This is a genomic window from Mesorhizobium erdmanii USDA 3471 (genome assembly GCF_000472705.1).
In the GTDB taxonomy this organism is placed as follows: Bacteria; Pseudomonadota; Alphaproteobacteria; order Rhizobiales; family Rhizobiaceae; genus Mesorhizobium; species Mesorhizobium erdmanii.
Map to the genome: position 1 here is coordinate 1 of NZ_AXAE01000030.1, position 22,549 is coordinate 22,549.

The 22,549-nt window shown below is 61.1% G+C and carries 19 protein-coding genes; 4 read left to right on the top strand and 15 right to left on the bottom strand.

The annotated features are described in order from the left end of the window. On the bottom strand, nt 1-3,641 hold a 3,641-nt coding region (locus tag A3AU_RS0123115), incomplete at its 3' end, for a beta strand repeat-containing protein (protein WP_027054993.1). Between the two features lie 322 nt (nt 3,642-3,963). Here A3AU_RS0123115 and A3AU_RS0123120 point away from each other — a divergent pair. Further along, a complete protein-coding gene (locus tag A3AU_RS0123120) occupies nt 3,964-4,902 on the top strand; it encodes a transglutaminase-like cysteine peptidase (RefSeq protein ID WP_027054994.1) in 939 nt (312 codons plus the stop codon). A gap of 13 nt (nt 4,903-4,915) precedes the next feature. Here the strand turns inward: A3AU_RS0123120 and A3AU_RS0123125 are convergent, their stop codons facing one another. Genes A3AU_RS0123125 through A3AU_RS0123140 form a run of 4 tightly spaced genes read right to left on the bottom strand, consistent with a single transcriptional unit; the run spans nt 4,916 to nt 10,503 of the window. Next, nucleotides 4,916-5,557 carry a ribbon-helix-helix domain-containing protein gene (locus tag A3AU_RS0123125; RefSeq protein WP_027054995.1) on the bottom strand — a complete coding sequence of 214 codons (642 nt, stop codon included), beginning with the start codon at nt 5,555-5,557 and terminating at the stop codon, nt 4,916-4,918. Further along, the gene (locus tag A3AU_RS0123130; protein ID WP_027054996.1) at nt 5,547-6,836 is read right to left on the bottom strand and encodes an HlyD family type I secretion periplasmic adaptor subunit; all 1,290 of its coding nucleotides are present in this window, start codon (nt 6,834-6,836) and stop codon (nt 5,547-5,549) included. Before A3AU_RS0123130 ends, A3AU_RS0123125 begins: the two co-directional genes overlap by 11 nt. Before the next feature lie 45 nt (nt 6,837-6,881). Then, the gene (locus A3AU_RS0123135; RefSeq protein ID WP_027054997.1) at nt 6,882-9,014 is read right to left on the bottom strand and encodes a type I secretion system permease/ATPase; all 2,133 of its coding nucleotides are present in this window, start codon (nt 9,012-9,014) and stop codon (nt 6,882-6,884) included. 40 nt (nt 9,015-9,054) lie between these two features. Beyond that, nucleotides 9,055-10,503 (bottom strand): TolC family protein, encoded by a 1,449-nt coding sequence (locus A3AU_RS0123140; RefSeq protein WP_027054998.1) that lies wholly within the window; start codon nt 10,501-10,503, stop codon nt 9,055-9,057. A gap of 447 nt (nt 10,504-10,950) precedes the next feature. Here A3AU_RS0123140 and A3AU_RS0123145 point away from each other — a divergent pair, with 447 nt between their 5' ends. Then, the gene (locus A3AU_RS0123145; RefSeq protein ID WP_027054999.1) at nt 10,951-11,487 is read left to right on the top strand and encodes a hypothetical protein; all 537 of its coding nucleotides are present in this window, start codon (nt 10,951-10,953) and stop codon (nt 11,485-11,487) included. 38 nt (nt 11,488-11,525) lie between these two features. Here the strand turns inward: A3AU_RS0123145 and A3AU_RS0123150 are convergent, their stop codons facing one another. The 10 genes from A3AU_RS0123150 to A3AU_RS0123195 form a co-directional block, all read right to left on the bottom strand. Continuing rightward, nucleotides 11,526-12,098 carry a hypothetical protein gene (locus A3AU_RS0123150; protein ID WP_027055000.1) on the bottom strand — a complete coding sequence of 191 codons (573 nt, stop codon included), beginning with the start codon at nt 12,096-12,098 and terminating at the stop codon, nt 11,526-11,528. After that, entirely contained in the window at nt 12,095-12,685 is a 591-nt protein-coding gene (locus A3AU_RS0123155) for a L,D-transpeptidase (RefSeq protein WP_027055001.1), read from the bottom strand. The genes A3AU_RS0123150 and A3AU_RS0123155 overlap by 4 nt, the downstream gene beginning before the upstream one ends. After that, the gene (locus A3AU_RS0123160) at nt 12,669-13,832 is read right to left on the bottom strand and encodes a CpaE/TadZ family protein (RefSeq protein WP_027055002.1); all 1,164 of its coding nucleotides are present in this window, start codon (nt 13,830-13,832) and stop codon (nt 12,669-12,671) included. Before A3AU_RS0123160 ends, A3AU_RS0123155 begins: the two co-directional genes overlap by 17 nt. After that, entirely contained in the window at nt 13,829-14,464 is a 636-nt protein-coding gene (locus A3AU_RS0123165) for a TadE/TadG family type IV pilus assembly protein (RefSeq protein ID WP_027055003.1), read from the bottom strand. The genes A3AU_RS0123160 and A3AU_RS0123165 overlap by 4 nt, the downstream gene beginning before the upstream one ends. Beyond that, a complete protein-coding gene (locus tag A3AU_RS0123170; RefSeq protein ID WP_027055004.1) occupies nt 14,458-14,955 on the bottom strand; it encodes a TadE/TadG family type IV pilus assembly protein in 498 nt (165 codons plus the stop codon). Before A3AU_RS0123170 ends, A3AU_RS0123165 begins: the two co-directional genes overlap by 7 nt. 4 nt (nt 14,956-14,959) lie before the next feature. After that, complete coding sequence (locus A3AU_RS0123175) at nt 14,960-16,420, bottom strand: TadE/TadG family type IV pilus assembly protein (RefSeq protein WP_027055005.1); 1,461 nt, start codon at nt 16,418-16,420, stop codon at nt 14,960-14,962. A 72-nt stretch (nt 16,421-16,492) separates the two neighbouring features. Continuing rightward, nucleotides 16,493-16,798, bottom strand: a complete 306-nt coding sequence (locus tag A3AU_RS0123180; protein WP_027055006.1) for a hypothetical protein — start codon at nt 16,796-16,798, stop codon at nt 16,493-16,495. Beyond that, complete coding sequence (locus tag A3AU_RS0123185; protein ID WP_027055007.1) at nt 16,785-18,230, bottom strand: type II and III secretion system protein family protein; 1,446 nt, start codon at nt 18,228-18,230, stop codon at nt 16,785-16,787. Before A3AU_RS0123185 ends, A3AU_RS0123180 begins: the two co-directional genes overlap by 14 nt. A gap of 56 nt (nt 18,231-18,286) precedes the next feature. Continuing rightward, complete coding sequence (gene cpaB / locus A3AU_RS0123190) at nt 18,287-19,327, bottom strand: Flp pilus assembly protein CpaB (RefSeq protein WP_027055008.1); 1,041 nt, start codon at nt 19,325-19,327, stop codon at nt 18,287-18,289. A gap of 87 nt (nt 19,328-19,414) precedes the next feature. Beyond that, a complete protein-coding gene (locus A3AU_RS0123195) occupies nt 19,415-19,633 on the bottom strand; it encodes a Flp family type IVb pilin (protein WP_027055009.1) in 219 nt (72 codons plus the stop codon). Between the two features lie 540 nt (nt 19,634-20,173). Here A3AU_RS0123195 and A3AU_RS0123200 point away from each other — a divergent pair. Both A3AU_RS0123200 and A3AU_RS0123205 read left to right on the top strand, forming a co-directional pair. Next, the gene (locus A3AU_RS0123200; protein ID WP_027055010.1) at nt 20,174-21,559 is read left to right on the top strand and encodes a TadA family conjugal transfer-associated ATPase; all 1,386 of its coding nucleotides are present in this window, start codon (nt 20,174-20,176) and stop codon (nt 21,557-21,559) included. Then, complete coding sequence (locus A3AU_RS0123205; RefSeq protein WP_027055011.1) at nt 21,559-22,530, top strand: type II secretion system F family protein; 972 nt, start codon at nt 21,559-21,561, stop codon at nt 22,528-22,530. Before A3AU_RS0123200 ends, A3AU_RS0123205 begins: the two co-directional genes overlap by 1 nt. Nucleotides 22,531-22,549: the final 19 nt, after the last annotated feature.

The following is a 22,549-nucleotide window of genomic DNA, read 5'->3' on the forward strand; positions in this document are numbered from 1 at the left end:
CCCGCCCCGTTCTGCACCAGCGTCACCGGCGTGCCGGTGATCGAGTCGACCAGGGTGGTCGTGGAATTGTTGATGGTCAGCGAGTAGGCGGTCGAGCCGGACTGTCCGTCCGCGCCCGGCGTCACCGTGAAGTTGGCCGCGAAGTTGCCGGACGAGACATTGCCGACGCCGCCGCCGACCGAGCCGATCACCGGAATGAAGCTCTCGTCGACGCTCAGCGTCGGCGCTGCCGTACCGCTGGGCGTTATCGAAGGAACATCGTCCAGGATATTGATTGAGATGGTCGACGTCGATGTGTTGCCAAGGCCGTCGGTCACCGTGAACGTGAACACGTCCTGCCCGGGCTGCAAGTTGGCGCCGTCGTTGCCCGCCGGAACATTCGCTTCCGGCGACGTCAGCGTGTAGGTGTAGCTGCCATCCGCGTTTACATGCAGGATGCCGTACGTGCCGTTGATGTTCGTGCCGACATTGCCGCTGACGTCGCTGCCGACATTGCCAGATGCAACGCCGGTCACCGTCGCTCCGTCTGGATCCGAGAATGTCAATGTGCCCGACTTGGTCTCCGAGCCGTCGCCTGCATGCGAGCCGTCAACCGTCCCGGGGCCTAGGTCGACGGCCGCCGGCGTCGTGTCGAGGCCCGCCTCGTTCACCGTCGCGATCTCTGCCACCACACGCGGCTGGCTGCCGGTTACTTCGATCGTCAGCGTCGCCGGCGACGTGTCGCCGTCGCCGTCCGTGATCGTGTAATTGAAGACGTCATTGCCAGTCGGCGTGTTTGGGGTGGCCTGATAGCTGTAGTCGCCATTGGCGAAGACCGTCAGCACGCCGTGCGCGCCCGTTACTGTCGTCACACCGCCGTTGGTTACCGAACCCGCCCATGCGATCGAGGCGATCCCGTCCGCGCCCGCCGTGTCAGCCGCGCCTGTCCCGTGGGTGCTCGTGCCGGTCTCTACATTGCCCGTTACCTTCTCGCCGGATTGTGCCGCGTCCGTGTCGTTATGCGCCGTCGGCACGTCATCCTTGATAGAGATCGTGATCGTAGAGGTGCTGGTGTTCCCAAAACCGTCTTTGACCGTATAGGTGAACACGTCCTGTCCGGGCTGCACGTTGGTGCCGTCGTTGCCCGCGGGAACATTCGCTTCCGGATTGGTCAGCGTATAGGTGTAGGTGCCATCCGCGTTGACGTGAAGGATGCCGTACGTTCCATTGATGTTCGCGCCGACATTGCCACTCACGTCGCTGCCGACATTGCCTGATGCAACGCCGGTCACCGTCGCGCCGTCGGGGTCCGAGAAGGTCAGCGTGCCCTTCGTCGTCTCCGAGCCGTCGCCCGCATGCGAGCCGTCTACCGTCCCGGGACCCAGGTCACCGGCCGGCGGCGTCGTGTCGAGGCCGCTCTCGTCGACCGTAGCGGCCGCGGGCGATACCTGCGGCTGGCCGTTGGCCACCGTGATCGTCAACGTGGCCAGCGAATTGTCGCCGTCGCCGTCCGTGATCGTATAATTGAAGACGTCATTGCCCGTCGTCGCATTGGGGTTGGCGTGATAGCTGTAATCGCCATTGGCGAAGACCGTTAGCACGCCATGCGCGCCCGTTACCGTCGTCACGCCGTTGCTGGTAACCGAACCCGCCCAGGCGATCGAGGCGATCCCGTCGGCTCCCGCCGTGTCCGCCGTGCCGGTGCCGTGGGTGCTCGTGCCGGTCTCGACATTGCCCGTCACCGTCTCGCCGGATTGCGCGGCGTCCGTGTCGGCTTTCGCCGTCGGCACGTCGTCGATGACATTGATCACCAGGTTTCCGGAGGCGGGCTGGTTGTCCAGGTCGGTCACGACGACCGCGAAGCTGGGCGCAGCCTCAGTGTTGGCCCCGTCGCCACCTGTCGCGCTATGGTAGTCCGCTGTCAGCGTGTAGCTGTAATGGATCGTGCCCGTGCCGGTCGCGCTGGTGTAGGCGTACCACGCACTCACCGTGCCGCCCGTGACGGCGTCCGTAAACGTCGTCGGATTGCCCGAATCGCTCGACAGCGCGTGGCCGCCCAGCGACACCGAGTTCACCCCATCCTGCGAGGTGAAGCCGACCGTGCCGCTCACCGCGTTCGAGCCGTCATGCTGCGAACCGCTCGGCAGTCCCGCCTCGTACACGATCGCACCGGCGGCGCCAGCGGCCGGGATGTCGCCCAGCGTCGGCGGCTCATTGCCGATATTGATCGTCAGCGTGGTGTTTGACTGGTCGCCGTCACCATCGGTCAGCGTGTAGTGGAACACATCGTTCACGCCGCCCGGCGTGTTGGTCGCGCGGTCATAGGTGTAGTGGCCGTCCGAATACAGCGTCAGCGTTCCGTACTGACCCGCGATCGTCGTTCCGGTAACTGCGGACGTCACGTCCTGCGCCGGGCCCGTCCCGAAGGCCGAGGTCACGCTCGCGCCGTCCGCGCCCTTCACGTCCGCGCTGGCGGACGGGTCGGTCTCGCCGACGCCCGTGATCACGTTGCCCGAGATTTGCGCATGGCTGCCCGCTCCGACGCTGTTGGCGTCCGCGTTCGCCGTTGGCACGTCGTCGACAATCTGGACCGACAATGTGCCGGGTGCCGAGACATCGCCATCGGTGTCCGTGACGGTGACGGCCATGTTGTCGAAGATGGAATCGGTACCCGTACCGGGGTGAGCAGCGCTGTGGACGAGCGTATAGCTGTAGCTCACCTGGCCGGTGCTGGCGTCGTAGCCGCTGATGGTCAGCGTATTGCCGAGCGGCGTGGTGATCTCGATCGGCGTCGATGCGCTGTTGGCAAGCGCGGCGCCCGAAATTACCTGGCCGGCAATGGTCAGCGAGGCGACACCATCGGGCGAGGTGATGGTAAAGGTGCCGGTGTTGGTCTCGGACTGGTCGCTGTTGGGGGCAGGATTCTGCGCCTCGCCTGAGCCTTCCGACCCCGAGCTCGCCGGCAGGCCCTTTTCATTGACGATGGTGTCGCCACCATCGACGGAAGGCGTCAGGTCGATGATCGACGGTATGGAATTGGGCTTGATAAGACTTGGGAACAGCTCGCGATGATCCGGCTGGCCGAACGCCAGATCCGTCGGCGGCAACAGCGCCGACAGGCCGAACCCGTCGCCGATACCGCCGGGAGGAACCGAGAAGTCTCCGCCCGCGCTCGAGGTTGAACCGCCGGGGCCCGCCGATATCGATCCGTCGGCGCCAAAGGCAACATCGACATGGCTTGCTTCCAAGGCCGCGATCAAGGCAACGCGCGGCACTTCGACATCGCCGATGATGAAGGTCGGCACGTTGAGGGCGGCGTCCTTGATGACGATCACCGAGCCGTCCGCCTGCTCGAGCACCAGGTTATGGCCGTCGACCTTGATGTTGTCGATCGAGACATTGGCCGGAAGTTTCACCACATGGTTGGCGTCGGCCACGTATTCGTGCGGCGCGGCAGCCGCCGGGGCCTTCGCCTCCGCCGGGGCTTCGGGTTTGACGGGCGCGCCGCTGCCGATATCGACGGGAACCGGTTCGGCGGCTGCCGGGGCGGCCTTTTGTGCCGGTGCGGCTTCCGCGACCTGGATCGGCGCCTGCAGGCCGTTATGTTCAGAGTGCTCGTCCCAGGAATGAGAGACGGTGTCCAAATCGTTACTGGTGGTCATAGCAAAACCCCTCCGGCATTTCCCGGAAAGAGACAGGGACCACCTCTACTTTGCAACTATCCTGCAATCGGTTTCATATATTCCAATATGCGAGCTAAGGCATTTTTTATGCATGGTAAACTTGGACCATATAACCTGATATGCAGGAACTGATATGCGATCCATCTGGCGGAGGTTGACCCCGGTCACTTGGTAAACAGAAGTATAAGTTTGTATAAAATTTTACACAAAATAGGCATTACCAAGTACAGAAAACTTATCTCTCTTCCTTTCCAATAATTTGAGACGGAATTGATAGCGTCCACAGTCAAAGGTGGGCGTTATGACAAAAGAAAAATCTGCCCTGGGGACAACCGGGTTCAAGGCGCTGCTGCTGGCAATCGGCATAGTGGGCTTGCCACAGCCGTCGTTCGCGAGCGCTTTCCCCGCGAACGTCGATCCTGCCGGTGCGCTGCTGGCGAAGGTCGAAACGCCTCCCGCTTTGGGCGGCATTTCGCTGCTGCGGCCGCAGCCGTGGCAGCCCGCCCTGGCCTACAAGATCGGCATGGTTTCCGCTAGCTACGGTCCGGCTGCGATCGATCAGGAAACCGGCTCTTCGACGGCGCCGGCCGGGATCGATCCCATCCAGACCGCGGCGATCATTCCCGGCGTGTTCGGATCGGTTGCGCTGTCCATGCACAATTTTCCCGTCTCGGCGCGTTGGGCGCCGGTATACAAGGCAATCGTCGACTGTTCCGCCGGCACCGGGTGCGACGGCAAGAACAGCATCTTCACCGCCATCGTCGACGCTGCCAAGGACAAGCGCTTTTTCGACAAGCTGTCCTTCATCAACTCAAGCATAAATCACGCCATCGCCTACAAGAAGGACAGCGTCGTCTACGGCAAGCTGGACTACTGGGCCAAACCTTCGGAAGTTCTCGCGCACCGGGCGGGCGACTGCGAGGATTTCGCCATTCTCAAGATGGCGGCGCTGCTGCGTGCCGGCATTCCGGCGCAGAGTATGTCGCTTGTTGTCCTGCAGGACCGCAAGCGTGGTTTCTTTCATGCCGTTCTGTCTGTCAGCACCGGCAGTGGCGTGTTCATTCTGGACAGCCTGAGCAATGTGGTCTCGCGCGACAGCGATCTCCCAGATTACGTGCCGTTGTATTCGTTCAGCACCGACCGCGCGTGGATCCATGGCACCAGGCCAGGCGCGGCCCAAGTCGCCGATATCAAGGGCGGCCTTGCGACGGTCGCACCCGGAGAGGGCCTGCAGCAGTAGCGGCTCCAAGACATTAGCCGCCAAAAACGAAGGCCATCAGCAGCTCGGGTTCGAGCACCGGCGCCCTTGCCACGTTCAATTGCCCCCGGTAGCGGCGGTCGCCCGCGCCGATGACGAAGCCCGTGGCAACCGGCGTTTCGCCGTTGGCGTCGAGCCGCGCGAAAATGTCCGCGACATTGAGGTCCAGGGCAAGCTTCAGGTCGTGGCGTGCATCTTCGCTTGACGCGACCGGCAATTGCCGCCTGACCAATTGCTGGAACGGCGCGTTGAAGGTCAGGATCCTCTTCGACGACGAAAGCGCAAAGGCCGGTGACGGGCAGGCGACCAGAATGGCGTTGATCGTCTTGATCGACGCCAGCCTTCGCAAGGTCTGGTTCTCGTCGGCCAATCCTCGCATGCACGCCACCCGGATTGCCGATGTCAGGTTTCCCGTGTTGGCGTGGCTTTCGGCGATCTCATCGATCAGCATGCCGATCGTGCATTTACGGCTTTCGGCCATCTGCTTCAGCGAGGTCCAGAACGCTCGCTCCAGGCGAATGCCGCGCCGCGTGCCGCCACGCGCCACGACCCGGAATTCCAGCCCGAAATCTTCTGTCGCCATGGGCGGCAGCAGCCGATCGCGATCGGCGGCTGGAGAGATGGCACTATCGCTCACTCATTGCCTCCTCGCGGGCCTTGTTGATCGGCTTCATCAGATAGGTGAGGATGGTCTTGCGTCCGGTCTTGATGTCGACCGAGCAGATCATGCCGGGGATGATCGAATAGGTCTTGCCGTCCCGCGTCAGCGTCGACCTCTCGGTTGCGACGCGCACCTGATAGTAGGGCTCGCCCGTCTTCTGGTCGACCAAGCTGTCGGCGGTGATGTTGGAAACCTTGCCCTCGATGCCGCCGAAGATCGAGAAATCATAGGCGGTTATCTTGATCAGAGCGTCCTGGTCCGGCCGGATGAAGGCAACATCGCGTGGTGAAACCCGTGCTTCGACCAGCAGGGTCTCGGATGTCGGCACGATGCCGGCCACGACCGCCCCGGGCTGGACGAAGGCGCCAAGCGTGTTGACATCAAGCGTGTTGACGATGCCGTCTACAGGCGAGCGGATATCCGTTCGCGCCACTTTGTCGGTGGCGCCACGTATGGTCTCATCGACCACCGAAAGGTCGGCGAGCGCCTGCGTCAGGTCGCTCAGCGCCTCCTGTTGCAGCTGCAGGCCGATCTCGTTGACTTGAAGCTGGGCCTCGGTGATGGCCGCCTTGGCTTTCTTGATGGTTTCACCAGCCAGGTTCAACTGCCCATGCAGTTCGGTCTGCTCCCGCTCGACGCGAATCTGCTCGGTCTTGGCCATCAGCCCTTTCTTGACCATGGCTTCGACCAGCGCCGTTTCCCGGTCGCTGACTTCGAGATTTTTGGTGAGACGATCGAGGTTCGCTGTGGCCTCATCCAATTCATTCTGGCGCTGATCGAGACGTGACTTGAGAACGGACAGCTTGACCTGGAAGTTGTCGCGGCGCGCGACGAGCAGCTTCTGCTCGTTGTCGCAGATTTCCGGCGCGACTTTCTGGATTTCGGCGGGACAGGGAAACGGGCCGTCGATATTGCCGCTCTGCTCGAATTTCAGCCGCGCGATGCGCGTCTCGAGCGCCCGTGCCTTGGCCTGCTGCTCGCCGAGGCTGGACGTGTTCATCGTGTTGTCGAGGCGGATGATGAGATCGTTCTTCTTCACGACCTGCCCGATCGTCACGGCGATCTCCTGAACGACGCCGGGCTCGCTGGCCTGGATGATCTGGGTTTTGGAAGCCGGTATGACCTTGCCCTCGCCACGCGCGATTTCGTCGACCTCGGCAAAAGACGCCCAGGCGACGGAGGACACAAAAAGTGCGCCTATGATCAATAAGGACGCCGACGCGAAGAGCGGCGGCCGGTCTTCTCTTGCAAGCATGTCTTGCGGTCCCAGCGCATTGAATACGTTCAAATAAGTCTGTCTTCAGGTGCTTGTTTTCTGCAGCGCCTGTATCACTTGATCCTTTGGTCCGTCGGCAACGATCCTGCCCTGATCGATGAGGATAAGACGGTCGGCCAGTTCGAGCATGCTGAAACGGTGGGTTGAAACGATCAGCGTGGTGTTCCGGTCGAAAGCCACTTTGAGCTGCTTGATCAGTTGCCGCTCGGAAGCCAGGTCCATCGATCCCGACGGTTCGTCGAGGAAGACGATTTTCGGTTTGGTCAGCAACAGGCGGGCAATCGCCATCGTCTGCCTCTGTCCGCCCGAGAGATTGGTGCCGCGCTCGCCGACATTCATGTCGTAGCCACGCGGGTGGCGAGAGACGAAATCGTCGACGCCGGCAGCCTTGGCCGCCTCGACGATCTGCTCGTCGGTCGCCTCCGGACATGCCATCAGGAGGTTCTCCTTGATGGTACCCGAAAACAGATCGTTGGCCTGAGCGACGATGCCGACCGCGGCGCGAACCTCCGACGGGTGGTATTGCCGGACGTCGATCCCGTCCAGCAGCAACTCGCCTGAAGTCGGCAGGAAGAGCCTGCCGATCAGCCGGCCCATGGTTGTCTTCCCCGAGCCTATGCGGCCGATGATACCGATGCGCTCACCGGGCCTCACCGAGAAGTTCAGACCGGTCAGGACCTCGTTCTCGGATCCGGGATAGACAAAGCCGACATTCCTGAACGCCATGGCGCCATTGCGGATGGGGCGGTTGACGAAACCCACCGTATCGGGGCGATCCTCCGGCTGCGCCATGATCGAGTTCACCATGCGCAAGGAGAGCATTGCCTGGCGAAGTCTGGATAGGGTGATGGCGATCTGCCCGAGTGGAGCCACCGCCCGGCTGGCCAGCATCACGGTGCCGATGATGGCTCCGGTGGAGACGTGTCCTTCCGAGAAGGCATAGGCGCCGGCAACGATCAGGGCAACGGTGACCAGCTGCTGGATGGCCTGCGTTATATTGCCGGCTGCCGCCGAGAGCTGCTTGATCTTCTCGGACGTGTTGGACGCGTTCTTGGAATGCTCTCCCCATTTCCGCAGCAGATACGCCTCGGCCCGCAGCGACTTGATCGTCTCCAGCGTGGAGATGGATTCGACCAGCAGGGCCTGCCGTTGCGAGGCTTCGTTCATGGAGGCCGCGACGCGTTTGCCGATGCGCCGCTGCGTGATCAGTCCGACGAGCACCGCGGCCACGAAGGCCAGCGCCGGTATGATGACCAGCCAGTCGCCTATCGCATAGATGACCAGGAGAAAGACGAACACGAAGGCGGTGTCGATGAACACGCTGATGGTGTTGGACGTGAAGAATTCACGCACGAATTCATACTGCGTCACCCGATTTGCGTATTCGCCCGTCGAGCCGGGCCGGGCCGACAGGGACGAGTTCAGCACTTTGTCGAACAGCATATAGGAAATGCGCAAATCGGCCTTGCGCCCGGCATAATCGATGAGGGACGCCCTGGCGGTCTTCAGAAGCAGATCGAAGAGGATGACCGCGCCGATGCCGATCGAAAGCACCCAGAGCGTCGATATTGCCTTGTTCGGCAGGATCCTGTCGTAGACGTTCATAGTGAAGATAGGCGATGCGATGGCCAGTATGTTGATGAAGACCGCCGCCAGGATAACCTTCGAATAGGTGCGCCAGAACGGGCCCATCGTTCCCGTCAGCCAATGTCGCCGCTCGATCTTCGGTGCCGAACCGACGTTCATCCCTTCGGCGGCGTTGGCATAGGTTATCGAGAAGGAGACGCCGCCGCTGATATAGCTGGCCGCCAGCTCGGATCTCGCGATCGTTATGCGGCCGTCTTCCTGGGGAGCGGTGGTGAATGCGCCGTCCTCGGTTTCGGCCAGCAGGGCAATCGGCAATTGGCTGGCGCGAAACACGATGGCGGGGAGGTCGATGCGTCCGCGAAGAAAGTCACGGTGGCTGAACTCGGTGATTTCAAGGCCGATGCGCTCGGCAAGATGTCGGATGGCGTCGATGTCGATGCGCGTGTCCGACAGCGGCACGCCGGCGAACAGCACAGTGGGCGCGCTCGGCCTGCCGAGATATCCGGCAATGGCCGAGAAGCAGGCCTTGAATGCCTCCTTCGGGGAGAGGATGTTGGGTTGCTGATTCACGATCCGCCCACAAGGACTTTCGATCGGTCCTTACATCCGCTTACTTTTTCCTGACCGGTGCCAGAATATCGAACGGCAGGTCATTCTTCTGTTCCGATGGCGTCCGCGCATAGGTCTCGGTGTCGGCCGTTTCCGGTGCGGCGAACTCGGTTCGTGCGTAGGCAGTGGCCTGCTTTGGCGGGTGGATGTCCATTGTTTTCAGCAACTGCCCGGTGGCTGCCAGAAGCCGATATTGGGCAAAGAGAGAGGCGTAGGATGCGGTGTCCGCCAGCGTCGCCGTGTTGAAGCGCGTGTTCTGCGCATCCAGCACATCGAGCAGCGAGCGCTGGCCAACCTTGAACTGCTCGCGATAGGACGCGACCAGCTTCTCGTTGGAAGCGGCCTGCAGCTTCAGGGTCTTCGCCAGGTCGGCTTGCCGGAAGCGGCGATCCCACGACGTGCGAACGGCTTCTTCGATTTCCCGCAGCACCTGGTGCTGGGCAAGCCGCTGCTCGCTGGTGCGACGGATCTGCTCCTGCTCATTGGCCTTGTCGATGCCGCCTCGGTAGAGGTTCCACCGCAGCACCAGGCGTGCTTGCAGGTCGGATGTGTCCCCATTGGCGCCGTCGATGTCGTACCCGGCGCGAGCGACGCCTTCTGCGACGATCGAGGGGCCGAATTTCGCCCGGGCCGCGTCCACCAGCGAGGCCGCCGCGGCGATATCGCTGTTGGCCATATGGACGCGCGGATTGCTCTCCCGCGCAAGGCCAATCGCATCGTCCAGCGACCTTGGCAGCGCGCCGGAAACATCGGCCGGCCTCGATGCATCGGTCAGCGGCTTCCCGACCGTCTTGAAGAACCTTATCCTTGAAGCTTCCAACTCCTCCGCGGCTTCCTGCATGCGGGCCTTGGCGGCGAACAGACGCTCTTCGGCCTGTTGCCGGTCGGCTTCGTTCAAGCCGCCGCCGGCAATGCCTTCCTGGATGTCGTGGAGAATCGCCTGATGGAAGCCCAGGTTCTTCTTTGCCTCGGCCACGATCGAAGCTTGCAGCATGTATTCGAGGTAGTCCTGGACGACCGAAAGCCCGATGAACTCCGACCGCTCCAGGACACGGAACGACGCGCCGTCGACGCGCGAGGCCTGGCGATCGAGTTCGGCCCGCCTTGCGCCGCTGTCATAGAGCGTCTGCGAAACCGTCAGATCGGTTTCCGCCGGATAGAGCGCGTCATTCGCTATCGAGAGCGCGCGTCGCGAAGAATTGTCGAGACGGCGGGCGCCAGCCGACGCTTCCAGGTCGACGCTCGGAAGATAGAGCCCCTTGGCCTGCCGCAATTCGAACTCGATTGCTTCGCGATTTTCTATGGCCTGCCCGATCTCGGGATTGGATTCGACGGCGACCGCGACCGCTTCCTTGAGCGTAAGTGCACTGGCACTTGCGCAGGTCAGCATCGTCGCGGCCATCAAAAGACCAAGCCGCTTCCCAACAGTCGATATGCTTGTCGTATTCATTTAGCCCGCCCCAACGTTTCCCCCCGCGCCCTTTTTCGAGCGCGGAACCAAGCCTGAGCCTGTCCAACGACTATCCAACAATTTCAAGAAATATGTGAGCGATTATTAATTTAGAGGTTACTGAATCCAGGATTTCGGCCACAAGATTGGAAAATGTAGCAAAAATGGCACAAAAGAGGGGCGCTGCGGGCTCGGCCAACGCCGCCTGATGCGGAAGGTCGAAATGAAGCGACGTCTCGACGCAAACGCAATCGTATGAAGACCGCACGAGCGTCTTGGAAATCTGATGGCGGTTTCGGCCAAGCTCATGCCACGGCCGCACGGCGGACTGATGCTGAATTGAGGAGTTGCCTGCGAGAACTCCCAAGCACGACCATGGTGGCACCCCGGCGTTAAGCTTCGCGCAACCTCCGCAATCTATGCTGATGTCAGATTGTCGAGGATAAAATGAAGCGCAGGCCGCTATTACTCTTCGCTTTTCCAGCTTTGATCCTGGTGATTCTGGCGTGCGAGCGACTAGCGACCATGCTGCTCGGAGCCTATCCCGCCAGCCCTGCCATGTGGAGGGTCTGGCTGGAACTGCGCCCCTTGTCGGCGATGTTCTGGCAACAGGTCGACATGTATCTGGGCGGTTCGATGGCCCTCGATGCCGTCATCCTGGTTGCCACGGCCCTGGCGTGCTGGAGCGCTTGCCACATGCGACGGGCATCCGCCTTCTTCCTGGCCAACCACGTCGCGCTGCTCTTTGCCGGGCTGATGATCGCTTCCAGCAGTCATTCTGAGACGGCGAGCACGGTGGCGGCATTTCCGATGTCCAGCGGCCTTCCATTTGCCCTGAAGGTCGATTTTACCTGGCAGAACAGCCTCGTGCTCCTTCTTGGCTTCGCGGCCTGCGCGTACTGCCACGTCGCCTTCCTTCGCGAAACGCGATTGCGCGGCGAATCCCTGGCCTTGCGTCTGGTGACGTTGGGGCGGGATATCTAGCCCGGCGCTTCGGGCTTCGCCGGAAACGCCGACGCGCCTCAATTGATCTTGCGATAATAGACCTTGCCGTCCGGGGTTTCCGTTCGCTGATAGCCCGGATTCGGGGCAGGGGGCGCGGTGGCAATCCTCCTCTTGGGCGGCCGCGGCGTATCGACAATGGGTTCCGCGGCGATCACGCTGCTGGGAGACGCTTCAGCGACGTTGTTTGCCGCAACGACTGGTTCGGACACGCTCGACGTGCCGCTACCGTCGGTCGGTGGAAGGTTCTGTTCCAACCGGGCTATGTTGCCGTTGATTTCGTTGAAGCTTCCCTGCAGCTGGCTGTCCAGCTTTTCGAACCGGCTCTGGAAGCCGTTGTTGACGGTGTCGAGCCGGGCACCGATCCGCTGCTCGAACGCGCCAAGTTCCTCGAGACGTCCCTCCACGGTACGCAGGTCGTTTATGCCTCGGAAGAGGTAGATGGCGGCCGTGGCATTGAGCACGGCAAACAGCGTCAATCCGACGCCGACCACGACGGCCAGCCGGGATCTGCTTCTGGCGCGGTCGACCAGCTGCGGTTCAAGGGGCTCGGCGGTGATGGTCGGTACGTCCGGGTCGCTGATCGTCGTCATTGAACCACCACCTTGGTGCCGACAGGCACGCGCTTGAAAAGATCGATGACATCCGTGTTGGTAAGGCGAAAGCAGCCCGACGTGCCGTCGAATCCGACGCCCGAGGGATCGTTGGTGCCATGGATGCGATAGAGGGTGTCGCGTCCGTCCCGAAGCAGATACAGCGCCCTTGCGCCGAGCGGGTTGTACGGGCCAGACGGCACCAGCTCCGGCAGCTCCGGCTGGCGGGCGCGCATTTCCCGGGGCGGACGCCACTGCGGCCATTCCGTCTTGGCGCCGACCTTCACCACCCCGGTCCAGCCAAATCCGTCACGTCCGACGCTGATCTGGTAGCGCAGCGCCTGGCCCTGGCGGGTCACCAGGTAAAGCGCCTTCTCGTTCTTGCGGATGATGATCGTTCCCGGCTGCTCGGTGGTCGCGAAGGCAACCGCCTTGCGCAGGCTGGGGCCCATTGCCGGCAGCGGCGGCCGGTCCGAAAGCCCCGACCGCGCCTGGGCGAGGCCCTGGACAGACATCGCCAGCGCCAGGCCGAGCATGCAGGCGCCGGCCAGTCTTGGGGCGATCCGGTATCTACCGGGCAGCGTCATCGAGCCGCTCTTTGAACATCTTCTTCAGATCCTTGTTGAAGCGGGCGCGGCCATCCACTTCGGAAGGCAGGATCGCCCGGTTCAAGGCATCGCTCAAAAGGGCATTGTCCAGCGCGACCGATTTGATGTGCGGCGCCTTGAAGATCTTCTCGAGCTCGCTGCGCGAAAAATGGTTCCCGAACCATTTGCGCTTGTGCTTGTTGGCGACGAGCGTGATGCTGACCGCGTTGCCGCGCAACTCGCGGATCTTCTTGTAGAGCCGCTTGCCTTGCCGCAGCGAAGCGACGTTGAGTTCGAAGACGATGAAGATCTCGTCGCTGGTCGACAGCACCGAATTGTGCCAGGGCGTTTCGATGTTGGGCAGGTCGATGACGATGTCGTCGAACCGGTAGGCGACGAGGTCGAGAAGCCGAAAGACGAAATCGCTGCCCTGCGGCTCGAATGGCAGTTGCGGCCTCTCGAACGCATAGAGGGTGAGGCCGGACGGGCGCGACAGCTTGATGACATCCATCAGCTCGACATCGAGCCGTTCCGGCTGGCCTATAATGCCGGTCAGGTCGAACTGGTTGAACAGATTGAGGTAGGCGCCGCAATTGGCGCTCTGGAAATCGAGATCGACCAGGCAGGTCGACGCCGCGCGCTCGGTCGATTTCGAGGCGAGGTGTTCGGCTGCCGACAGCGCCAGCGTCGTGGCGCCGGCGCCGCCGCTGGCGCTGATGAAGGTGATGATCCGGCTTTTGGTGCCCTGGTTGCCGGTATCGTGGAAGGTCACCGCGTTGAGCAGTTCCTTGCCGTCGAGCGGCTTGTGCAGCCAGTCCGAAGCGTTCATGCGCACCAGAACGCGCGTCTGTTCCGAGGTCAGCTCGTCCGAAACCGCGATCAGCGGCACCAACGCCCACAGCGCGCGCGCCTCGACGATGCCGGGCTTGCCCAGCAATTCGCCACCGCCGAGATCGAGGATGACGATGCCTGGGCGCGTATCGGCCGGCGGGCCTTTGAGGAATTCGTCCGTCTCGGAAACCCGGACGTCATAGATCGCCAGCGCATCGAGCCGCGTCGCCACCTCGCGCTTGAAGTTCGGATCCGACGAAAACAGGGCCACCTGCTTTCGCTTGGTCGGCGTAACCTTGGTGTTCATGGCGTTCATGGATAGGTGCTCTTCATGTCTTCGCCCGTGACCGTGCTCAGCATGGAGGGCATGGTGATGTTTCCAAATCCGAGCAGTCCGCCCAGGAAGAAGAACTGAAAGGGATGATTGGTGATGCTCACGGTGATTGTCGGCACCGGGCCGTTGGGGCGTGTCCAGTAGCCGAGGCCGGAAGCCTGGTACTGGATCCTGACCTCGGATTTCTTCAGGTTCGGCAGGAATTTTTGCATCCCGGCGCGGCCGCCGCTACCGGTGTAGATAGCGTCGAAGGAGGCCTGGCTCACGGTAAGGTTCTGGCAAGTGCTCCCGGTTCCGCAAACACATGAAACCGCACCGGCGGTGTTGGCCGTGCATATGTAGTTGTAGGTGTTGGCCGGGACCGCGGTGCCAACCAGCGTCGCATCGCTGGGTGTCTGAGCCTCCAGAGCGAGCCCACTGGCGACCGGTGTTGAAATCTGCGCCAGCCTGGCGCCCATCTGCACCGCTTTGTTGGCGGCGTTCCACTGGTAGAAGGCATAACCGAAGTCGACAAAGCCGAGCAGAAGGGTCAGTAGCAAAGGCATAACAATGGCCATTTCGACCATGGTTGCGCCGGACTGGTCCGAGCCAAACCCTTTGCGCGCCCTCACCATCCGAAGACGCGCTCCTGATGCGATGCCGTTATGTTGAGGGTTCCGAAACCCAGATAGCCCCAGAGCCCTATACCGTTGTAGGGTACTGACGTGCTGACCGTGACGACATCCACATTGGGGCCGCTGCTGAGATAAAGCTCTGTTCCGGTGGCGCTGTCCACGGCAAGCGTATGGCTCACGTCGACCGTCACCTGTTGCGTCGTCCAGTTGGGAACCCTTGCGCTGCCGCCTGTAATCGAGCCTTTCACCGCGAGGTTCGTTCCATATGAAACGCAATTGGCCCAGCTGCTATCGTTGCAGCGTGCCATATAACGCGCTCCGTCCTCGACGCCGGCTTCGAGCAGCAGGCGGGTGTTCAGTATGTTGGAAAATTCGAAGACTCCGGCCGACAGCAGCAGCACGAAGGGGGCCGCGATGGCCGTTTCGACTAGGGCGGCGCCGTTTTCGTCGCGGTGGAACCGCCGGATGAAGTGTCTGAGTGCGATCAGCATGGGCCTACCGGTACAGTTGAGCTTCGTTGCGTTGAAGCTTCTTCAGCGTGCCTTGGCCGACCAAGGTGCTGATATCCTGCATCTCGCCATAGATGTCGGCATTAGGTGCCCCGCCCGCCGGCTCGGTGACGAACACGCTGGCAAAGGCCTGCACCGGCAAGGTCTGGCCACCACCTTTGACGGAGTTCGCAGTGCAGTCGATGATCGCGACGTAGAGCAGCCGCCTGTCTGCTCCCTGCGTCGTCGTATTGCACTGCGGCGCCGTCGCCTCCTGGCCGCTTTTCAAGGCCGGATTGGCGATTTCGTATTTATAGACACAATACCGACTGGGGCTGGCGCCGCAGGCTGTCGTTACACCGGAAGTGCTCGCGTTGCCGTGATTGACGGTCCAGTATCCGGAGAAATCCCAGGTGCCGTCTCCAAGGACGCCTGCCTGCGCACAAGTTCCTGAGGTAAAGCAATTATCCCGGGGCAGTGCCTTGTAGTTTTTTGCCTGCCCGCTGTTCGGTGCGCTGTAACTGCAATTGTTCTTGCCTGCGTTTGAAACGACCATACCCTTACGGACATTCGGCGCCGGCGGGTTGCTGGAGGGATCGGTCTTGTAGGGGCCGCCATTGTTGTAAATGTCGAACCGGGTATTAATCCCAGCGTCCACGGGGGGAATGTTGCCTGGGCGTGTCGTTACCCCGTTCTGGCTGTAGCAGGCCGGCGGGTTCGTAACGGCGAACATTTCGGTAATCGCAGCCGTGCTCTTGTCCCCCTCCGGTGACGACAGGAAGCCATAGTTGCCGGGACCGTATTGGGCACTGGCACCGCCTTGTTGCTCCTTCAGCCAGATCATCGGCTTCTTGGTGCCTGACAGGGCCGTCTGCAGGGCGCCGATATTGGCGTAGGGATTGCAGATGAACATCGGCGTGAACTGGCACAGCGCGTTGGTGAAACCCGCCACGGCTTGCGTCTGTACGTTAAAGCCGTTGCTGCCGCCGAGAAAGCTTGCCGGAAAAATCGCGGCGAAAGCGGTCGGGTTCACCGTCACTTCGACAAATTTCGCCACTTTGGGGTCGGTGGTGCTCCAATTTTGGCCATTGGCGTCGACGCCCGCCGCGTTGAGCGCGATAGTGTCGCTAGCGGGTATCCCACTCAGATACGTCACGGTTAGGTCAGCCGCGGCAAGCGTGTGATTGCCCGAGGTGGAGAATTTTGTCGTATTGGACTTGGAGTTTACGAGCAGACTGTCACGGACCCGATTGGCCCGAGTGATCGCATCGGGGTTGCCGTCCAGCTCTGCCGCCATGGCAAGCGCATAGGCGTCGGCGCCCTTTTGCATGTCGTTGTGCAGGCCGCTTGCTCGGCTCCAGTCGATCGCCAACAGCGCGAAGCCTACAAGCACGGGCAGCATGATGGCGACGAGGATCATCGCTATGCCGCGCTGATCGTTCCAGAAGGCACGAATGGTCCCCAACATGACCTTACTCTTTGCTTTCTTGCGCCAAGGCCCCTCGCATGCCCGGCGCCCTCCGCATCCTTCCGTTTCTGTTTACTGCGTCGTCGTCGTCACACCCGACCCCGTCCCGCCGACATTGACCGTGATCGCCGGCGGCGGCGGTGGCGGTGGCGGATATTTGTAGGCTTGGGCAACAGCGGCAGCCCGCGCGCCATCCCCCTCGATGTGAGTGTTCTTTGATTTCGGATTGAGCGGGTCGACCGTCTGCAGCAGCGAATTGAATTTCTGCGTATCGCCGGCGGCCAGCGTCACCGAGTCGTAATGGTTCAGATAGTCCGCGGCGCAGCCCGAAAGCCCACCGGCGCAGAGAATGAGGATCAAGGCGCTATTTCTTGACATAGAGCATCTTGTCCTTCGATTTGAAGTCCAGCATGTGGCCATAAGGGCCGGTGACGCCGTCGCCCGTTTCATATTTGCGGATCATGTCCTTGTTCACCTCGAGCTGACCAAGCACGAAGAATTCCGGGTCGTTGGCCGGCCGCGTCTTGTCGAACGGCGTCGCCAGCTGCTCGCCCGGTTTCACCGGCCGCACGATGTGCGGCGTGACGATGACCACCAGTTCGGTCTCTTCCTTCTGGCTGCTCGAATTGCGGAACAGCGTCCCGATGACCGGAACCTGGCCGAGCCACGGCACCTGGTCCTGCAGCTTGGTGGTCTTGCTGGAAAGAAGGCCGCCGACCGCGAAGCTCTGGCCATCGCGCAGTTCGACGACGGTCGACAGTTTGCGGTTGGTGAAGATCGGGTCGCCGGCGGTGGTGAAGCCGGTCAGGTCGCTGACCTCCGGCGCCAGCTGGATGTGGATCTTGTCGTCGTCAAGCACGACCGGCGTGAACAGAAGGTTGACGCCGAATTGCTTGTATTCGATCTGGACCTCGCCATTCTTGTCGACGCTGCGGATGGGAACCTGGCCACCGGCGTTGAAGCTGGCCGGCTCACCGGAAAGCGTGGTGAGGTTCGGATTGGCGAGCGTCCGGACAACGCCCTTGCTTTCGAGTGCCTGGATAATCAGGTCGACCTTAATGTTGCTATCAATGACTCGGGTGATAAGTGCCGCGAATGGATTGGTCCCTGACAGGACGCCAGCGACCAGGTCTCCCGGCCCGAGCACAACTTTGTCACTGTCCACGGCAGCTGTGCCCGTTCCAACGAGGGTTGTGCCGCGGCTGTTGGTGCTTCGGATCGACACACCGAGATCGCGGCCGGCATTGCGCTTGGCTTCCAGGACGCGAACTTCGAGGTTGACCTGCTGGCTGTCGTCGACGGTGACCGAATTGATGATGGCGTCGGGACCATATTGCTGTGCCACTTGCATGATGGCCGCCAGCGTGGCGCCGTCCTTGACATGACCGCCAAGCCTGACCCGCCCGTTGACCGAGCCGATTTCGATGCGCGACCGTGGCGAAACCTGTCGGATCGCCGCCGCCATGTCGCTGACATCGACACCGACTTCGATCTGGATGACACCGAGCGAGCGCTTTTCAGGTGAGAACAGATTGACCGTGGTGGTGCCGGCGCCCTTGCCGATGACATAGAGCGTGCGGTCGGTCATCGGCTGGGCATCGGCGATTTTTTCGTCGCCGACGACGATATCGCCCAGATTGGCATTCACCTGGAGCGTCACCGACTGTGACATCGGCAGGAAAATGCGATGGACGCCAGGATTCGATACGTCGATGAAGCGGTCGGCTGCGTCGGCCGCGACGCACGACAGGCACAGCGCCGCCACACAGGACAACGCGGCCGCAGCCAACCTTACGCCAAACCCCTGCATCCCCGTCTCCCCGATTGCTGCCGATGGCAGCCCCACGTCATTAGCCGCATCTTATATCATGGCTGTCGCGGCACGTCATAAGTCTCGAGCTTCACGCCCCGGAATACGCCTACCGACACATTTTTCGGTGGCTCCGGTTGCACATATTTGACCACTTCCTTGACGACCTCGCGCACTTCGGGCGCGGATGCCACGGCCGGAGCCGGCTTGACCTTGCCCAACGCGTCAAGGCGGCTTCCCACCTTCTCCACGGCCTGGGTTAGCCCGGCGATCTTGTCGTCAGCGCGCTTACGCTCAGCCGCGGCCGCGGCATCCGCCGCCGCTTGCTTGTTCAGTTCTGCCTGCCTTGTGGCGACGTCGTCTGGCGTTTCGCCGGTCAGATCCGATAGCGTTACGCGCTCGGTCGTCTCGCCCTTGCTGGCCGCCGCCTGGCGAAGCGCCAATGACAATTGACCAGCGCCTGCGGCCAGCGTCAGCTTCTGCGCGTCCTTGGTGCTGGCCTCGAGTGTCACCGATTTGACGACGGTCGGGCTGTCTTTGCTCTCGTCGGCCACCTGGTCGACGGCGAGCACCTTCATGCTCTGCAGCAGCACGTCGACGAAACTCTTGTCTACGCCATCACTGTCGCGCACCGTGCGCGTCAACAGGACGTCGACCCGATCTCCCGGGAAGACAAAGCCGGCGACGCCAAGCACGTCGTTGACCCTGATGGAAACAGCTTTCATGCCTTCGCCGAGCACCGCCGAAAGCGTGGCGCGCTGGCCGGGGCCGGTGATCTTGCTGGCGAGGATAGGCTCGTTGGCGCTGATCATCTGAAGTGCCTGCCTGGTGCCGTCGCCGGCCAGGGCTTCCTTGGTTGTCTTGAATGCGCCGGCTGGCACCGCTCCTGCGGGCCAGGCGATCTCGCGCAGCTTGTCGGCACTTAGCGCATCCCCGAACTTAAGTGGAACGGCCGCCACCACCACAGTGTCGGCTTGGATGCCGGTTACTCCCGCCATGGCACTGCGCTGGCCAGCTAGCCAGATATTGACGAGGACGACCGCAAGCACGCCGAACACGCCGGCGAGGACAATCATGATAAGTGTGTTGGCACGCATAAGCCCAAGCCCCCAGTCAATGCGGGAACGCCCGCTGCGAACGGTTTCAGGCCCGGGTCGCCCGACCCGGGCCTGAAGTTCAGAGTTTTACGCCGGAGCGGTGGCTGGAGTGCAGGCCGCGTTGCCATTGACGCCAATCAGAGCGCTGCAAAGGCCGGTGAACGAGCCGGTGACCCACGTTCCGATTCCGATAATAACCAGGATCGACGCCGCGGCGATAATGCCGACAAGAATCGAGTATTCGACCATAGCAGCGCCGTTCTCTTCGTCGCGGAACTGCCGGGTCATCGTCATGAGCTTCTTCATGTCAATTTCTCCCTTTGGAGGTTTGAACCCGACGAGACAGAGCCAAGGATGAACCCCATACCCAAGCATCCCCCGTCATCTCAATCCTAGGTCCCGAGAAATTGCGGAGTCAAACGGGATTAACGGTTCCTTAACGCCCCAATACATGAACTTTCGAGTTCAGCGCGGCCTTAAATTTCAGCAAGACATTGATTCGTCTAATTTTTCAAGCGCTCTTAACCATTCATTCACAATTATGTCGAGGTACTAATTTAGTGACACCTACTTTAGCAAGAAAGCATACCCCTTTATATCTAAGAGGTTATAGCCAATTATGGAGTGACTGGCGACGTCAGAGCACGCAAGGACCCGGAGCGGTCCAAAGATTAGTACGCCACTCATGTTTTGATGCGTGGAGGCCATAAATAAAAACGATATTTCCTGACTGCGGTTCTTAACTATGTTGAAAGTAATGACCGGGCGTGAGGCGCCCTGGCGCTTGTGCGCCGCTTGGTTAACGTTTAGTTTCCACTAATATGCGCTAGAGGGGTATAAGGGATTATGCTGGGGCGGTTCATCAAGGGTGGCGAGGCGCGGGTCGAGCCAAGTGCTGCGTCGATAGCGGTTATTCCTGTTGTCCCGGCGCCTGCGCCTGTAGCCGACGTTGAACCACATGGCGACGATTTCCTTACCCTCAAGGTTGAGCTACACCGCCATCTGATAGACCGCTTCAACCTTTCCGCTCTCGAAACGGCCTCGAAGGACGAGATACTCAACGAAATCCGGCCGATCGTGCGCGAGTTCGTGCGCAGTCGCAACGTACCGCTCAATGCACGCGAGCTTGACCAGCTGACCAGCGAAACAGCCGATGAGATGCTGGGGTTGGGACCGATCGAACCGCTGCTCAAGGATGATTCGATCACCGACATTATGATCAACACCCACAAGCGGGTGTTCATTGAGCGGCGGGGCATCATCGAAGAGACGGCGATCCGTTTCCGCGACGAGGCTCATCTGCTGCGCGTCGTCAATAAGATCGTTTCCGCGATCGGTCGCCGCGTCGATGAATCGGCGCCGATGGCCGATGCGCGGCTGGAGGATGGCTCGCGCGTCAATATCGCGGTGCGTCCGGTCTCGATAGACGGCCCGCTGGTCTCGATTCGTAAATTCTCGAAGAATCCTTACTCGCTCGAACGACTGATGGCGTTCAACTCCATTCGACCACCAATGATCGACCTGTTGCGGATTGCCGTGCAGTCACGCAAGTCGATCCTAGTTTCCGGCGGCACCGGCAGCGGCAAGACGACTTTGCTCAACGCGCTGTCGAGCTACATTCCTTCCAGGGAACGACTGATCACCATCGAGGATGCGGCGGAACTGCAATTGCAGCAGCCGCATGTCGGCCGGTTGGAGACGCGTCCACCCAATGTCGAAGGAAAAGGCGAGGTTCGCCAGCGCGAATTGCTCAAGAACGCACTGCGCATGCGACCGGACCGCATCATTGTCGGCGAGGTTCGCGGCGAGGAAGCCTTCGACATGCTGCAGGCGATGAACACCGGCCATGAAGGCTCGATGACCACCATCCATGCCAACACACCGCGCGACGCCATATCGCGCCTCGAGCAGATGGTCGGCATGGCCGGCATGCCGATGACCAATGATTCCATTCGCGCGCAGATCGCCTCGGCCATCAACATCATCGTGCAGACGCAGCGTCTTGCGGATGGCGGCAGGCGGGTGACAGCCATATCGGAGCTCACCGGCATGGAAGGCAATGTTGTACAGCTCCAGGAAATCTACAATTTTGTTCGTCGCGAAGTAACTGCGGAAGGCAAGATTGTCGGGGAGTTTCGCGCCACGGGCATCCGTCCACGTTTTGCTCCGGAGGCGGCGACACTAGGCCTGCATTTCGCCAAGGATGCGTTTAATCCGCAGGTGGCGCTCTGATGCTGACTGGCCAGGCTCTGCTTTATTTCATATACATGCTGGCGGCTGCCTCGGTTATCCTCGCCGGCGAGGCTCTGTATCTTTCCTTTGCCGGTCGGCGTTCTCGGCTTGGCGTGGTTAACCGCCGCTTGAAGCTGCTTGCCGGCGACGCTCCCGCCGAACAGACCTTGCAAGGGTTGCTGCGTGAACGCGGGCTTACCAATTCGGGTGACTTTCTTTTTGCCCTGATCTGGCTGAACAGGCTCTATACCCAATCAGGCACTACCGGAAACCCACTGACTTTCGCGGCGATGTTCCTCCTCAGCGGGCTGGGTCTGGCGCTGGTATTGTTTCTCCTGCTGGGTTTTTCCGCTCCCGTCGCGCTTATTATCTTTGTAATCGTGGGATTCGTATTGCCGCTTCTGGTTCTGCGACGCGCTCGAAACAAACGAATCCAGAAATTCGCCAAACAGCTGCCCGATGCGCTAGACATGATCGTCCGTTCACTGCGCGCCGGACATCCTACTTCGGTGGCGATCGGTCTAGTTGCTCGTGAAATGCCTGATCCTCTCGGCACTGAATTCGGCATCGTTTCCGATGAAATAACCTTTGGCCTCAGCATGGAACAAGCCGTGCGCAAGCTTTCGCAGCGTGTCGGCTTCGAGGGGCTTCACCTGCTATCGGTGTCGCTGTCGATCCAGGCCAAAACCGGCGGCAATTTGACAGAGATCCTGTCCAATCTCTCATCGGTGTTGCGCGAACGGCAGAAGCTGCGGCTGAAGATCAGAGCGCTTTCGGCCGAGGGTCGCGTTTCGGCATGGATCATCTCGCTGTTCCCACTCTTTATGTTTTTGATTCTCCAGCTTATTGCGCCGTCTTATTATGGCGCGGTGTGGCACGACGCGCTGATAGTCCCGATCTTCACTATTTTCGGCACATGGGCGCTGCTGGGAGACTTCATCATGTATCGCATGGTCAATTTTGACTTCTGACAGGAGTGGGACATAAACC